The organism is Rhizobium sp. Rhizsp82, assembly GCF_047325115.1.
Taxonomy (GTDB): domain Bacteria; phylum Pseudomonadota; class Alphaproteobacteria; order Rhizobiales; family Rhizobiaceae; genus Rhizobium.
Map to the genome: position 1 here is coordinate 1,575,018 of NZ_CP168570.1, position 14,741 is coordinate 1,589,758.

The 14,741-nt window shown below is 62.0% G+C and carries 15 protein-coding genes; 11 read left to right on the top strand and 4 right to left on the bottom strand.

The window, feature by feature from the left end; genetic code table 11:
• Window positions 1–7: 7 nt before the first annotated feature.
• From ACEN84_RS12435 to ACEN84_RS12470, 8 genes are all read left to right on the top strand, one after another.
• Window positions 8–1,504: a CoA-acylating methylmalonate-semialdehyde dehydrogenase gene (locus ACEN84_RS12435; protein ID WP_112713168.1), complete on the top strand. Its 1,497-nt coding sequence runs from the start codon at window positions 8–10 to the stop codon at window positions 1,502–1,504.
• A 173-nt stretch (window positions 1,505–1,677) separates the two neighbouring features.
• Complete coding sequence (rirA, locus tag ACEN84_RS12440) at window positions 1,678–2,157, top strand: iron-responsive transcriptional regulator RirA (RefSeq protein WP_413711013.1); 480 nt, start codon at window positions 1,678–1,680, stop codon at window positions 2,155–2,157.
• A 347-nt stretch (window positions 2,158–2,504) separates the two neighbouring features.
• Window positions 2,505–4,100 (top strand): ABC transporter substrate-binding protein, encoded by a 1,596-nt coding sequence (locus ACEN84_RS12445; protein ID WP_112713164.1) that lies wholly within the window; start codon window positions 2,505–2,507, stop codon window positions 4,098–4,100.
• Window positions 4,101–4,187: 87 nt separating this feature from the next.
• Complete coding sequence (locus ACEN84_RS12450) at window positions 4,188–5,192, top strand: ABC transporter permease subunit (protein ID WP_112713162.1); 1,005 nt, start codon at window positions 4,188–4,190, stop codon at window positions 5,190–5,192.
• A gap of 9 nt (window positions 5,193–5,201) precedes the next feature.
• Window positions 5,202–6,092, top strand: a complete 891-nt coding sequence (locus ACEN84_RS12455; RefSeq protein ID WP_112713160.1) for an ABC transporter permease subunit — start codon at window positions 5,202–5,204, stop codon at window positions 6,090–6,092.
• A gap of 1 nt (window position 6,093) precedes the next feature.
• The gene (locus ACEN84_RS12460) at window positions 6,094–6,933 is read left to right on the top strand and encodes an ABC transporter ATP-binding protein (RefSeq protein ID WP_203429556.1); all 840 of its coding nucleotides are present in this window, start codon (window positions 6,094–6,096) and stop codon (window positions 6,931–6,933) included.
• Window positions 6,930–7,763: a dipeptide ABC transporter ATP-binding protein gene (locus tag ACEN84_RS12465; RefSeq protein ID WP_413711014.1), complete on the top strand. Its 834-nt coding sequence runs from the start codon at window positions 6,930–6,932 to the stop codon at window positions 7,761–7,763. Before ACEN84_RS12460 ends, ACEN84_RS12465 begins: the two co-directional genes overlap by 4 nt.
• A gap of 30 nt (window positions 7,764–7,793) precedes the next feature.
• Entirely contained in the window at window positions 7,794–8,327 is a 534-nt protein-coding gene (locus tag ACEN84_RS12470; RefSeq protein WP_199626212.1) for a gluconokinase, read from the top strand.
• Here ACEN84_RS12470 and ACEN84_RS12475 read toward each other — a convergent pair.
• The 4 genes from ACEN84_RS12475 to ACEN84_RS12490 form a co-directional block, all read right to left on the bottom strand.
• Window positions 8,324–9,544 carry a YeeE/YedE family protein gene (locus ACEN84_RS12475; protein WP_413711015.1) on the bottom strand — a complete coding sequence of 407 codons (1,221 nt, stop codon included), beginning with the start codon at window positions 9,542–9,544 and terminating at the stop codon, window positions 8,324–8,326. The genes ACEN84_RS12470 and ACEN84_RS12475 overlap by 4 nt on opposite strands.
• Window positions 9,545–9,668: 124 nt before the next feature.
• Entirely contained in the window at window positions 9,669–10,916 is a 1,248-nt protein-coding gene (locus ACEN84_RS12480) for an NAD(P)/FAD-dependent oxidoreductase (RefSeq protein ID WP_112713150.1), read from the bottom strand.
• Window positions 10,917–11,004: 88 nt separating this feature from the next.
• Window positions 11,005–11,496 carry an isoprenylcysteine carboxyl methyltransferase family protein gene (locus tag ACEN84_RS12485; RefSeq protein WP_413711016.1) on the bottom strand — a complete coding sequence of 164 codons (492 nt, stop codon included), beginning with the start codon at window positions 11,494–11,496 and terminating at the stop codon, window positions 11,005–11,007.
• On the bottom strand, window positions 11,493–12,545 hold the full coding sequence (locus ACEN84_RS12490) for a type III polyketide synthase (protein WP_413711017.1): 1,053 nt from the start codon (window positions 12,543–12,545) through the stop codon (window positions 11,493–11,495). The genes ACEN84_RS12485 and ACEN84_RS12490 overlap by 4 nt, the downstream gene beginning before the upstream one ends.
• A gap of 167 nt (window positions 12,546–12,712) precedes the next feature.
• On the opposite strand from ACEN84_RS12490, the gene ACEN84_RS12495 reads away from it, so the two are divergent.
• The 3 genes from ACEN84_RS12495 to ACEN84_RS12505 are packed head-to-tail and all read left to right on the top strand — an operon-like array spanning window position 12,713 to window position 14,691.
• Window positions 12,713–13,249 carry a tetratricopeptide repeat protein gene (locus ACEN84_RS12495; RefSeq protein WP_112713146.1) on the top strand — a complete coding sequence of 179 codons (537 nt, stop codon included), beginning with the start codon at window positions 12,713–12,715 and terminating at the stop codon, window positions 13,247–13,249.
• Between the two features lie 42 nt (window positions 13,250–13,291).
• Window positions 13,292–13,897, top strand: coding sequence for an RNA polymerase sigma factor (locus tag ACEN84_RS12500; protein WP_413711018.1), 606 nt, complete (start codon window positions 13,292–13,294; stop codon window positions 13,895–13,897).
• A complete protein-coding gene (locus tag ACEN84_RS12505) occupies window positions 13,894–14,691 on the top strand; it encodes an anti-sigma factor family protein (protein WP_413711019.1) in 798 nt (265 codons plus the stop codon). Before ACEN84_RS12500 ends, ACEN84_RS12505 begins: the two co-directional genes overlap by 4 nt.
• Window positions 14,692–14,741: the final 50 nt, after the last annotated feature.

The window sequence follows — 14,741 nt, forward strand, 5'->3', positions numbered from 1 at the left end:
ACTTCTCATGCGTCAGATCGGACATTTCATCGGCGGCAAGCAGGTTGCAGGCACCAGCGGCCGCACCAGCAACGTCTATAACCCGGCAACCGGCGAAGTTCAGGCAACAGTCGCGCTCGCCAGCGATGCCGAGATGGATGCAGCGGTACAGAGCGCCAAGGCTGCTCAGCCGAAGTGGGCTGCCACCAACCCGCAGCGCCGCGCCCGTGTGTTCATGAAGTTCGTTCAGCTGCTCAATGACAACATGAACGAGCTCGCCGAGCTGCTCTCCAAGGAACATGGCAAGACCATCGAAGACTCCAAGGGCGATATCATTCGCGGCCTAGAAGTCTGCGAATTCGTCATCGGCATTCCGCATCTCGCCAAGAGCGAATTCACCGAAGGCGCAGGTCCGAATATCGACATGTATTCGATCCGCCAGGCCGTCGGCATCGGCGCCGGCATCACGCCGTTCAACTTCCCGGCCATGATCCCGATGTGGATGTTCGCCCCGGCGATCGCCTGCGGCAACGCCTTCATCCTGAAGCCCTCCGAGCGCGATCCGTCCGTTCCGATCCGTCTTGCCGAACTGATGATCGAAGCAGGCCTGCCTGCCGGCATCCTGAACGTCGTCAACGGCGACAAGGGCGCGGTCGACGCGATCCTGACGCATCCGGATATCTCGGCCGTCTCCTTCGTCGGCTCCACGCCGATCGCCCGCTACGTCTATGGCACCGCTGCCCAGAACGGCAAGCGCGCCCAGTGCTTCGGCGGCGCCAAGAACCACATGATCATCATGCCGGATGCCGATCTCGATCAGGCTGCCAACGCGCTGATGGGCGCAGGCTACGGCTCTGCCGGCGAGCGCTGCATGGCGATCTCGGTTGCCGTTCCGGTCGGCGAGGAAACCGCCAACCGCCTGATCGCCAAGCTGACCCCGATGGTCGAGTCGCTGCGCATCGGTCCCTACACCGACGACAAGGCGGACATGGGCCCGGTTGTCACCAAGGAAGCCCAGGCGCGCATCATGGGCCTGATCAACAAGGGTGTCGATGAAGGCGCAAAGCTCGTCGTCGACGGCCGCGACTTCAAGCTCCAGGGTTATGAAGACGGCTATTTCGTCGGCGGCTGCCTGTTCGACAACGTCACGCCCGATATGGACATCTACAAGACCGAAATCTTCGGACCGGTTCTCTCGGTCGTCCGTGCCAAGAACTACGAGGAAGCCCTCGAACTGCCGATGAAGCATGAATATGGCAACGGCGTCGCGATCTATACCCGTGACGGCGATGCGGCCCGCGACTTCGCCTCGCGCATCAACATCGGCATGGTTGGCGTCAACGTTCCGATCCCGGTTCCGCTCGCCTACCACTCCTTCGGCGGCTGGAAGTCCTCGTCCTTCGGCGATCTCAACCAGCACGGCACCGACTCGATCAAGTTCTGGACCCGCACCAAGACCGTGACCAGCCGCTGGCCGTCGGGCATCAAGGATGGCGCCGAGTTCGTCATGCCGACGATGAAGTAAGCGATTCCTCCTGTAGGATCAGGAAAACGGGCTCCCGGCGGGGCCCGTTTTTCGTTTGACGCTATGCGGCGAGGGGCCGCATAAACGTGACTCCGACTTTCATATTTTGGAATTGTTCAAAACTATCAAAGCCACTATATAGGCTTCAGCCCCTATCGAGTCAGGAGAACGGCATGCGATTGACGAAGCAGACCAACTATGCGGTTCGCATGTTGATGTATTGCGCTGCCAATGACGGACATCTGAGCCGGATCCCCGAAATCGCCAAGGCATATGGTGTTTCCGAGCTTTTCCTTTTCAAGATCCTGCAGCCGCTGAACAAGGCGGGTCTCGTCGAAACCGTTCGTGGCCGCAATGGCGGCGTGCGCCTTGGCAAGCCGGCAACCGATATCAGCCTGTTCGATGTCGTGCGCGTCACCGAAGACAGCTTTGCGATGGCAGAGTGCTTTGAAGATGGCGCGGTCGAGTGCCCGCTGGTCGATAGCTGCGGTCTGAACTCGGCACTGCGCAAGGCGCTGAACGCCTTCTTCGACGTGCTGACCGAGTATTCCATCGACGACCTCGTGAAGGCCCGCCCGCAGATCAACTTCCTGCTCGGCCTCACCGGCGACCAGGCTTTTCGCAAGCCTGCGATACCCGCTCCGGCTGCCTAATATTGGAATAGTCGAAAATCGTCATGAAACCGCAGCTACTCCCGGTAGCTGCGGTTTCTCGTTTCCGGTCACGTCTTGTTGATATATCACAGCCTCTTGAAACCGCTTTCAATGCCGTCGAGAGACGCGAAATTATACCAAATGCGACAGAATCGCGGGCGAATGTGCCTCAATCTTGCAAATTTGGGCCTATTTTTGACCGAAAATTTCTAAAGTTGCTTTTACGGAAAAATTTTCTGCGGATGGCGTTGCTTTCAGCAAATAAATGTCGTTCCATCGGCCCGCCGATCGGGATAACTAGCGCCGATCTCCAAAGATCAAAAAGAACAAACCTGGGAAACAACATCATGAAAAAGTTCTCTGTCCTGCTGGCAGCGACAGCCCTGGCTTCGGTCATGGCCACCGCCGCCTACTCCAAGACGCTTGTCTACTGCTCTGAGGGATCGCCGGAAGGCTTCGATCCGAGCCTCTACACCGCAGGCACGACCTTTGACGCTTCCTCGCGTACGGTTTACAGCCGCCTCGTCGAATTCAAGCACGGCGGTACGGAGATCGAGCCCGGCGTTGCCGACAGCTGGACCGTTTCGGACGACGGCAAGGAATACACTTTCAAGCTGCATCCGGGCGTAAAGTTCCAGACGACCGACTTCTTCACGCCGACGCGTGACCTGACGGCCGATGACGTCGTTTTCTCGTTCGAGCGCCAGCTGCGCGCCGACAATCCGTGGAACAAGTATGTTGAAGGCGGTTCTTACGAATACGCTGCCGGCATGGGCTTCCCGGATCTCGTCAAGTCGATCGAAAAGGTTGACGACCTGACGGTCAAGTTCACGCTGAACCGTCCGGAAGCTCCGTTCCTGGCCGACCTCGCCATGGACTTTGCATCGATCGTTTCCAAGGAATATGCCGACAAGCTCGCAGCTGACGGCAAGATGGCTCAGCTGAACCAGCAGCCGCTCGGCACCGGTCCGTTCACCTTCGTTGCCTACCAGCCGGATGCCGTCATCCGCTACAAGGCCAACGAAACCTACTTCAAGGGCAAGGAAAAGATCGACGATCTCGTATTCGCGATCACCACGGACGCTTCGGTCCGCGCCCAGAAGCTGAAGGCTGGCGAATGCCACATCGTTCCTTATCCGAACGCTGCTGACGTTTCCGAGCTGAAGAAGGACGAGAACCTCACCGTTGCCGAACAGCCGGGCCTCAACATCGGCTTCCTCGCCTACAACACGCAGATGGCTCCTTTCGACAAGCCGGAAGTCCGCCGTGCGCTGAACATGGCGATCAACAAGCAGGCTATCGTTGACGCCGTCTTCCAGGGCGCCGCCACCGTTGCCAAGAACCCGATCCCGCCGACAATGTGGTCGTACAATGATGCCGTCGTTGACGACAAGTACGATCCGGAAGGCTCGAAGAAGGCTCTTGAAGCTGCAGGCATCAAGGATCTTTCGATGAAGATCTGGGCAATGCCGGTTTCGCGTCCGTACATGCTGAACGCACGCCGCGCAGCTGAACTGATGCAGGCCGACTTCGCCAAGGTTGGCGTCAAGGTCGAAATCGTTACCCATGAATGGGCCGAATACCTGAAGCTCTCCTCCGACGTGAAGCGCGATGGCGCCGTCATCCTCGGCTGGACCGGCGACAACGGCGACCCGGACAACTTCATGGACACGCTGCTCGGCTGCACGGCTGTTGGCGGTAACAACCGCGCTCAGTGGTGCAACAAGGACTATGACGATCTGATGAAGAAGGCCAAGCAGACGGCCGACGTCGCAGAACGCACCAAGCTCTATGAGCAGGCTCAGCTGATCTTCAAGAAAGAAGCTCCTTGGGCAACGATCGACCACTCGGTCGTCTTCGTTCCGATGAGCAAGAAGGTCACGGGCTTCCACATGGACCCGCTCGGTATCCACCGCTTCGACGGCGTGGACATTTCCGAATAATAGAAAATCTGTAAACTGTCCGGCGAGAGCCGGGCTTGGCCGGCGGTCAGGATCATCCTGACCGCCGGAAACTATTGGACACCTGCCATGTTACGTTTTTTCATCGGCCGCCTTGCGGTGCTGATCCCAACGTTCCTCGGCGTTTCGCTCATCGCCTTTTCGTTCATCCGCCTGCTTCCGGGCGACCCCGTCATGTTGTTGTCGGGCGAACGAGTCATGGCGCCTGAACGTCACGCCCAGATCATGCATGATCTCGGCTTCGACAGGCCGATGTATGTGCAGTATTTCGATTACCTGGGTAAGGTCTTGCACGGCGATCTCGGAACCTCGATCGTCACCAAGCGCCCGGTTCTCGGCGAATTCTTCACGCTCTTCCCGGCCACGCTGGAACTGTCGCTCTGCGCCATCATCCTGGCGGCTCTGCTCGGCATTCCCGCCGGCGTCTTCGCCGCGGTCAAGCGAGGGACCTGGTTCGACCAGAGCGTGATGGGCGTTGCCCTCATCGGCTATTCGATGCCGATCTTCTGGTGGGGCCTGCTGCTCGTCATCTTCTTCTCCGGCTATCTCGGCTGGACGCCCGTTTCGGGCCGCATCTCGCTGATGTATTTCTTCAAGCCGGTCACCGGCTTCATGCTGATCGACAGTCTGCTGTCCGGCCAGGCCGGCGCCTTCAAGTCCGCCGTCAGCTATCTCATCCTGCCGACCATCGTTCTCGCCACCATTCCGCTGGCCGTCATCGCGCGCCAGACGCGCTCGGCGATGCTCGAAGTGCTGGGTGAGGACTATGTGCGCACCGCCCGCTCCAAGGGGCTCAAGCCCCTGCGTGTCGTCGGCGTCCATGCGCTGCGCAACGCCATGATCCCCGTCATCACGACCATCGGTCTGCAGGTCGGCGTGCTTCTCGCAGGCGCGATCCTGACCGAAACGATCTTCTCCTGGCCGGGTATCGGCAAGTGGATGGTCGACGCGGTCTTCAAGCGTGACTACGCGGTCGTCCAGGGTGGTCTTCTGCTGATCGCCGGCATCATCATGCTGGTCAATCTGCTGGTTGACGTCACCTATGGCCTTATCAACCCGCGTATTCGTCACTAGGAGCGGCCCATGAGCACGGTATCTACCAAAACCGGCCAGCCATCCGCCCTCGCGGAGTTCTGGTACTATTTCTCGCGAAACAAGGGCGCCGTCATCGGCCTCTTCATCTTCCTGCTGATCCTCGTCATCGCCATCGGCGCGCCAATTGTCGCCCCGCATGCGCCTGACGAGCAGAACCGCCAGCTTCTGCTGTCGGTGCCGTTCTGGATGGACGGCGGCAGCTTCTCCTATCCGCTCGGCACCGATGCCGTCGGCCGCGATATCCTGTCGCGTCTGATCTATGGCGCGCGCTTCTCGCTGTTCATCGGCGTCGTCGTCGTCACGCTCTCGGTCGTCGCCGGCGTTCTGATCGGTCTCGTCGCCGGTTATTTCCGCGGCCGCGTCGACATCGTCATCATGCGCCTGATGGATATCATCCTGGCCTTCCCGTCGCTGCTGCTCGCCCTGGTGCTGGTCGCGGTTCTCGGCCCGGGCCTGACCAACGCGATGATCGCCATCTCGATCGTCAACCAGCCGCACTTCGTCCGCCTGACGCGCGCTGCCGTCATGAGCGAACGCGAGAAGGAATATGTCGTCGCTTCGCGCGTTGCCGGTGCCGGCACGCTGCGCCTGATGTTCAAGACCATCCTGCCGAACTGCCTGGCCTCGCTGATCGTTCAGGCAACGCTCGCCTTCTCGGCGGCGATCCTTGATGCAGCCGCCCTCGGCTTCCTCGGCATGGGCGCACAGCCGCCGACACCCGAATGGGGCACGATGCTTGCCGAAGCGCGCGAGTTCATCCAGCGCGCCTGGTGGGTGGTCACTTTCCCGGGTCTCGCGATCCTCATCACCGTCGTTGCCATCAACCTGATGGGTGACGGCCTGCGTGATGCGCTCGATCCCAAGCTGAAGAGGTCCTGATATGGCACTTCTCGAAATCGAAAATCTCGTCGTCGAGTTTCAGACATCGACCGGTGCCTTCCGTGCCGTGGACGGCGTCTCCCTGAAGGTCGATCCGGGCGAAGTTCTCGCCATCGTCGGCGAATCCGGTTCAGGCAAGTCGGTCTCGATGCTGGCCGCCATGGGCCTTCTGCCCTGGACCGCCAAGGTCACCGCCGACAAGATGGTCTTCGACGGCCAGAACCTGCTCGGCATGTCCGGTGCTCAGCGCCGCCAGATCATCGGCAAGGACATGTCGATGATCTTCCAGGAACCGATCGCCAGCCTCAATCCGTGCTTCACGGTCGGCTTCCAGATCGAGGAAGTCCTGAAGATCCATCTCGGCCTCGACAAGGCCGCGCGCCGCAAGCGTGCGATCGAACTCTTCGAGGCGGTCGGTATTCCGAACCCGGCCGAGCGGCTCAACCACTTCCCGCACCAGATGTCGGGCGGTCAGTGCCAGCGCGTGATGATCGCCATCGCGATTGCCTGCAATCCGAAGCTGCTGATCGCCGACGAGCCGACCACCGCGCTTGATGTGACGATCCAGAAGCAGATCCTCGATCTCCTGATGCGCCTGCAGACGGAACATCGCATGGGCCTGATCATGATCACCCACAACATGGGCGTGGTCGCGGAAACCGCCGATCGCGTGATCGTTCAGTACAAGGGCAAGAAGATGGAAGAGGCCGACGTCCTGTCGCTCTTCGAAGCGCCGAAGAGCGACTATACGCGCGCTCTGCTCGCAGCTCTTCCCGACAACGCCACCGGTGATCGCCTGCCGACCATCGGCGAGCTTTTCAATCAGGGAGCGGCTCAATGACGCCAGTCCTCGAAGCCAAGAATATCGTCCGCGACTACTATCTGCCGGGCGGCCTCTTCAAGCAGGCAAAGACAGTTCATGCCGTCAAGGGCGTGAGCTTCAAGGTCGAGCAGGGCAAGACGCTGGCAATCGTCGGCGAAAGCGGCTGCGGCAAGTCCACGCTTGCCCGTATCGTCACCATGATCGACCCTGCCACGGCGGGCGAACTGATGATCGACGGCAAGAAGGTGGATATCGCCGCCGGCGACCTGACGCCGGAGATCCGCCGCAAGGTGCAGATCGTCTTCCAGAACCCCTATGGTTCGCTGAACCCGCGCAAGAAGATCGGCGATATCCTGATGGAGCCGCTGATCATCAACACCAATACGCCCGCTGCCGAACGGCGGGAGCTGGCGATGGCGATGCTCAAGAAGGTCGGTCTCCAGGAGATCCACTTCAATCGCTATCCGCACATGTTCTCCGGCGGTCAGCGCCAGCGTATCGCCATTGCGCGCGCCCTGATGCTGAAGCCGCGGCTTCTGGTTCTCGACGAGCCGGTCTCGGCGCTCGACCTCTCGGTGCAGGCACAGGTGCTGAACCTGCTCGCCGACCTGCAGGACGAGCTGAACCTCACCTACGTCTTCATCAGCCACGACCTCTCGGTCGTTCGCTACATGGCCGATGAGGTCATGGTGATGTATTTCGGCGAAGCAGTCGAATACGGTAGCCGCGATCAGGTTTTCAGCGATCCGCAGCACAGCTATACCAAGACGCTGTTTGCGGCGACGCCGCGAGCCGATGTCGACACCATCCGGGCACGTCTGGCCCGCAAGGCGGCTGTTGCTTCCTAAGGGACGATAGCCCGAGAACGAGGATCAGAAATGCCGGAGATCGACCGCAAGCCCCATGCCATCATCGTCATGGGTGTCAGCGGCTCCGGCAAATCCTCGATCGGCGAGAAACTGGCGGAGGCGCTCAGCCTCCGCTTCGTCGAAGGCGACCAGCTGCACCCGCGCGCCAATGTCGAGAAAATGTCGAAGGGCATTCCCTTGACCGACGACGACCGGATGCCCTGGCTCGATCTCATCGGCGAGACGATCAAGGCCGCTCTCGCCAAGGGCGAGGGCGTCATCGTCTCCTGCTCCGCGCTGAAGCGCATCTATCGCGAGCGGCTGCGCAGTGCCGCCGGCGGCAATCTCTTCTTCGTCTATCTGGATGGCTCCAAGGAGCTGCTGACCGACCGCATGGGCCACCGCACCGGCCATTTCATGCCGGCCTCGCTGCTCGAAAGCCAGCTCGCAACCCTCGAAGTTCCGACCGGCGAACCCGGCGTCGTCACCGTCGATATCGACGATACGATCGAGGGAATTGCGGAAGCGGCGCGAAACAAGCTCGCGCCGCTCGGTATCTCCTAACCGTCGATCCGGCGCAGGTTCTTCTTTTCCAGGAAGAAGAACGGGCGGAACTTCACCCCGACGATATTCCCCGCAAAGGCCGAAAACGCCCAGAGGTAGCCATGCAGGCTGCCCGATGCGATGCCGGAGAAATAGGCGCCGATATTGCAGCCATAGGCGATGCGCGCGCCATAGCCGAGCAGCAGGCCGCCGACGACGGCAGCAACGACCGAGCGCAGCGGAATATCCCAGCTCGGTGAGAAACGTCCGGCAAGCGACGACGCGAGCATCGCACCGGCGATGATGCCGAAATCCATGACCGAGGTGATATCGGCAAAGACGCTGTCGGAAAGCGCCTTGGCATTGGCCGGCGTCTGCCAGTAGGCCCAGGCGGTCGGGTCGATGCCGAGCAGCAGCGCGCCCTTCGCACCCCAGAGCGCGAAGGCCGAGGTGATGCCCCAGGGGCGGCCGGCGATCGCCAGCGTCACGAAGTTCAGAAGTGCAAGCGCCAAGGCGCCAAGCACCAGCGGCCAGGGACCGCGCAGGAAGCGCGAAAGGCCCTGGCGGGGCGAGGGGGCCGGCTGCTCGAGCGAACCATGCCAGCGCTTCTCGACGATGACGCTGATCCAGGCAACAGCGGCGAAGATCAAAAGCGAAACGGCGATACCGCCCAGGGCGCCGAAGCTCTGCACGAGCGAAGTCGGCGGCAGCGACGGAAGGCTCACCCACCAGTCGAAATTCACGGTGCCGAGCACCGAGCCGATGATGAAGAACAAGAGCGTGATCAGCATGCGCGCATTGCCGCCACCGGCGGTAAACAGCGTGCCCGAAGCGCACCCGCCGCCAAGCTGCATGCCGATGCCGAACATGAAGGATCCGGCGATGACGCCGAGGCCCGCAGGCGAGACCGAGCCCTTCACCTCATGGCCGAACAGCGTGCCGCTTGCGAGGAACGGGAAGAACAACACCACGGCGATCGCAAGCAGGATCATCTGCACCCGCAAGCCGCGGCCGCGGCCATCGAGAATGAGAACGCGCCAGGCAGAGGTGAAGCCGAAGGCGGCATGATAGAGCGCGATACCGAGCGCCCCGCCGACGAGGAACAGCGCGCCCTGCGCCGGTCCGTAGAAATAGCCGAGCAGCAGCGTGCCGAGAACGAGGACGGCAAGCGAGCCGAGGCCCGGCGTTCCGAGCGATGGTTCTTTCAGCCCGGGAAGACTGGGTGAAGCGATGGACATGGGATTCTCCTGAAATTCTAGCGCAATACTAGAACTTCAGGCTCCACATTTGGAGGAATCCTATTTCCTTCAGGCGGCGCGATGCGGATTCATCTGGTGCCAAAAAGCTAAATTGCGCAAATGCTTAGGCATTGAAGCGCTGCGGCGAATAGGCCGAGATATCGATAAACGGCGTCTCGCCGGTGATGAGCTCCGCCAGCACGCGTCCGGTCACCGGCCCGAGCGTCAGTCCGTGATGCGCATGGCCGAAGGCGAACCACAGGCCGTTGTGCCGCGGCGCCTTTCCGATGATGGGCATCATATCCGGCGTGCAGGGGCGGGCGCCCATCCACGGTTCGGGGTCGAGGCGCTCGCCGAGCGGGAAGATGGTGCGGGCCACCTTCTCGGCGCGATCGAGCTGCACCGGGGTCTTCGGCGCATCGAGCGTTGCGAATTCCGCCCCGGTCGTCAGGCGGATGCCCTTGTTCATCGGCGCCAGGAAATAGCCGCGCTCGGCATCGAGCGTCCAGTTGTTGAGCACGGTATTGCCCTGCGCAGCATAATGCATGTGATAGCCGCGCTTGACGCCGAGCGGGAAGGAATAGCCGAGCCGCTTCGTCGCCACCGCCGCCCAAGGGCCAAGCGCCAGCACCGCGTCATCGGCATCGACCGGCCCTTCGACGGTCGCGATCCTCCAGCCGGAACCGGCCTGTCCTAGCGAGTTCGCGTCGCCGCTGACGAAGCGGCCGCCGATGCTTTCGAAATAGGCGCAATAGGCTGCCGTCAGCGCATGCGGATCCAGCACGGACCACGGATCGCGCCAGCGCAGGCCGCCCTTGAAGGTCTGCGTCAGCCCCGGCTCGATGCCGGCAACATCGGCGGAACCGAGCTTGTCATAGGTGACGCCGAATTCGCGCTCCCAGAGCGCTGCCTCGGCCACCGCCTCGTCGAATTTCTCCTGGGTGCGGAACACCCGCATCCAGCCGTCCTTGCGGATCAGCGCCTCGGCATTTGAGGATTCGATCAGGTCGCGGTGTTCGGAAACCGAGTTCTCGATCAGCGGCGCATAGGCGCGGGTGATCGCCTCGTGGCGGCGCGCATTGGAGTTCCACCAGTAGCGGGCGAGGAACGCCACCTGCTTCGGCAGCGTCTTCAGGTGATAATGGGCGTCGATGCGGTTGTTCAGCGCATAGCGCAGCAACAGGCCGAGCTGCTGCGGAAAGCCGTAGGGCACCACGCCCTCGCGCTGGATGAGGCCGGCATTGCCGAACGACGTTTCGTTGCCCGGTGCCTTGCGATCGACCAGCACCACCTGCCGCCCGCGGCGTTGCAGATGAATGGCAGTCGAAACACCGATGATACCGGCACCGAGAACGATCGCAGTCTTGGTCATTTTTTCTTGCAGCCCACTGAGTTCCAAGACCCGAAAATGCCCTTAGGCTGGCCGCGGTGCAAACGAAAAATCGCCTTTCATTTCAATTTCATTGCCCGCTCAATGCGGCATTTTCAACGCGGATGCGCACCCACAGCATCGCCGCGTTGAGAATGGAGAAAAGCAGGGCGTAGAGGGGGAGGCCAAAGGCGAGCGGCAGCGCCGCGATCTCGCCTGCCACGATCACGTAATTCGGATGCCTGACGAGCCTGTAAGGCCCCGCTGTCACCAGCTGCTCGCCGGGCAGCACGATCACCCGCGTCGTCCATCGCCCTTTCAATGTCATTAGAACCCAGACCCGCAGCGCCTGCAGCAGCAGAAACACCGCCAGCCAGCCAACCTGCACCTGATGCCCAAGCGCCAGCAGCCACAGACCGCCAAGCCAGGCCGCATGCAGTGCGACCATGACAGGATAATGCGCTGCGCCGGCCTCTCGTGCACCGCGGGCCATGAGCGCCCGCGTGTTGCGTCTCGCAATCAGCAATTCGGCCAGCCGCTGTAGTGTCACGAAGCCGAGGAGAAGGAGGGAAGGAAGCATCACCCGATCCTCTTCAGCGTCACGCAGCTTGCCGAAAAGCCGGGTCCCATGGCGATGACGGCGGCGCGCGCCGGCAGGCCGGCGCGGATGGCGCGCCCCAGCACGAAGAGCACTGTCGGCGACGACATGTTGCCGAATTCGGCAAGCACTGCGCGCTCGTGATCGAGACTTCCCGGCTCCAGCTCAAGCGTCGTCTCCATCGCGCCGATTACCTTCGCTCCACCCGGATGGCAGATGAAGCGACCTATATGGCTGCGTTCAAGGCCACTGCGCGAAAGAATGCCATCGATCGCCGGACCGAGTTCACGCTCGGCAAAGGGCGGCAGCGACTGCGCCAGAAGGATGCCGAAGCCGGTATCGTCGATCTTCCAGCCCATGATATCGAGCGTATCCGGAAAGAGATGCTCGCCCGAAGATTCCACCTCGGCGATGCCGCGCTCGCCATTCTGCAGCACACAGGCCGCCGCGCCATCGGCAAACAGCGCGGTGGCAATAATGTTCGGCCGCGTCAGCTCGTCCAGCCGGAATGCCAGCGTGCAGAGCTCGAGCGCCACGAAAAGCACCGTCTTGCCCGGCCGCACCGCCGCGATCCGCGACGCAATCCCGAGACCGGAAACACCGGCCGCGCAGCCGAGCCCGAAGACCGGCACACGCTCGATATCCGCCCTGAACCCCAGCTTTCTGGCAAGACGCGCATCGAGGCTCGGCGTCACGATCCCTGTCGAGGAGACCGTCACCACGCAGTCGATATCGCTTCCGGAGATACCGGCCTGCGCCAGCGCCTTTTCCGCCGCCTCGGCAAAGAGCTGGCTTGCGACTTGCGTATAGGCCTCCATCCGGTCCTGCCAGCCGTGATGCGCCTCGAACCATTCGAGCGGCCGCGCTGCATGCCGCTTCTCGATCCCGGCATTCTCGAACACGCCGGCAAGATGCCGGAAATCCTTGAAGCGATGCGCAAACAGCCGTGCGGAGGCAGCCGCGGCCTCCTCTTGCGTGATGATATCAGTCGGAACGGCGGTCGCGAGACTGAGCAATTTCACCGTTGGGTTCACGGAGTTCTCCTTGTTCTGCCGGCGGGCGGAGAACACCCGGGCACCGGCTTTATTCGGCGCGGGGCCCTCACAAAAAGGTGATCGGAGAAAATCGTCAGCCCCGCCGAATAAAATGCCGGGCAGCGGTGTTCTCGGCGTGCAACGTCATTTTCCCTGGAGATTTTCCCATGACGACCACGACTGTCCGTATCGCTTCTCTCGTCCTCGGCGGCCTGATTGCCGCGTCGGCATTCTCCGTCCCGGTCTTCGCCGCAGGCGACGACAGCGAGACCATGCCGGTCTGCAAGAAGGGCGAGGTCTACGACAAGAAGGCCAAGAAGTGCGTGAAGCAGAGCAGCGCCAACATCACCGACGAGAATCGCACCGATTACGCATACTCGCTGGCAAAGGCCGCCCGCTATGACGAGGCGCTCGCCATGCTCGACACGGTGAAGGACCAGAACAACGCTGAAGTGTTGAATTACCGCGGCTACGCCACCCGCAAGCTCGGCCGCACCGATGAAGGTATTTCCTACTACCTGCAGTCCGTGAAGCTCGATCCGCAATATGCCAAGGTCCGCGAATATCTCGGCGAGGCCTACGTCATCAAGGGCCAGCTCGACATGGCCAAGGACCAGCTGGCAACGATCAAGACGATCTGCGGCACCGGCTGCGAGGAATACCAGGATCTGAACGCCGCGATCATCGATCCCTCGAAGATCTGAGGGCCAGGAAATGGGCGAAGCCGGCTGCAAAGGATTGCTCTGATGGCGGTCGCACACGCCCCGTTTCTTGCCTATAGTCGCGCGAAATCGGAGTCGCCGGTCGAACCGGCGGCGCCGCCGAAAACAGCAGGCGCGGAGGCGGCCATCGCGAGCGAAGCGGATATCAGGAAGGGCCTGACGGAGCATCTCTCCCGTCTTTGGCGCTATGGCCTCGTGCTCTCGCGCAAGCGGGATGTCGCCGAAGATCTCGTGCAGCAGACCTGCGTGCGGGCGCTGGAACGAGCCGCGCAGTTCGAGCCGGGCACCCGGCTGGACCGCTGGCTGTTTTCCATTCTCCATTCCATCTGGCTGAACGAGATCAGGGCCAGCAAGGTGCGGCAGGGCCAAGGCTTCGCCGATGCCGAGGAAGCCCTGGTTTTCGATGGGGCAGGGGCAACGGAAACCCATGTCGCCGCCGCCCAGCTGCTGCGCAAGGTCGATGCCTTGCCGGAGGCCCAGCGCAGTGCCGTATTCCTGGCCTATGTCGAAGGGCTCGCCTATCGTGAGGTCGCAGAAATCTTGAAGATACCGATCGGAACCGTGATGAGCCGCCTTGCCGCCGCCCGCGCCAGGCTCTCCGCCGAAACAGCCGAAGGAGGGCGCCCATGACCAGCGATATCCGCATGCCTTCCGACGAACAGCTGACCGCCTTCCTCGACGGCGAACTGCCGCAGCAGGAGATGGCGCGCATCGAAGCGCTCGCCAATGAAGACGAGGAAGTCGCCGCCCGTATCGAGTTTCTGGCAAACGGCAGCATGCCGTTCCGCGAGGCCTTCGCGCCACTGCTCGATGAAGCTCCGAAAGACCGGCTGGAGGCCATGCTCGCCGCGATCCCGGCGCCCGCTGCCGCTGCCAAAACGGAGCGCTCCACCATCACCCGCCGCGGCCTCTTCGGAGCGCTCGCCGCATCGCTTGCCGTCGGCATCATCGCCGACCGCGCCTATCTCGGGATTGGCCGCAATCTCGGCCGCGACGAGGGCAGCGAATGGCGCAGCGTCGTTGCCGAATATATCGCGCTCTATACGCCGGATACGCTGGCAGGCCCGGTTCCCCCCGCCGACGTCCAAGCCGCCCAGCTTGCCCGCGTCGATGGCAAGCTCGGCCTCAACCTCTCGCCGGAAGCCGTCGCCCTGCCGGGCGTCGATTTCAAGCGCGCCCAGCTTCTCGAATATGACGATCAGCCCCTGGCTCAGATCGCCTATCTCGATCCCGAGACCGGACCGATGGCGCTCTGTATCGTCCGCTCCGGCAAGGGCGCGAAGGAACCCGACATCGAGGGTCGCAAGGGCATGAACGTCATCTACTGGTCGACGGCTACCCATGCCTTCATGCTGATCGGCCATGCGCCGGTCGATCGCATGCGCGAAATTGCCGATGCCGTCAGGCCAAAACTGACCGTTTGAGGCGCTCCGCCATCTTCATGCCGATTTTGCGTGGTTTTGCCTGAGCCTCT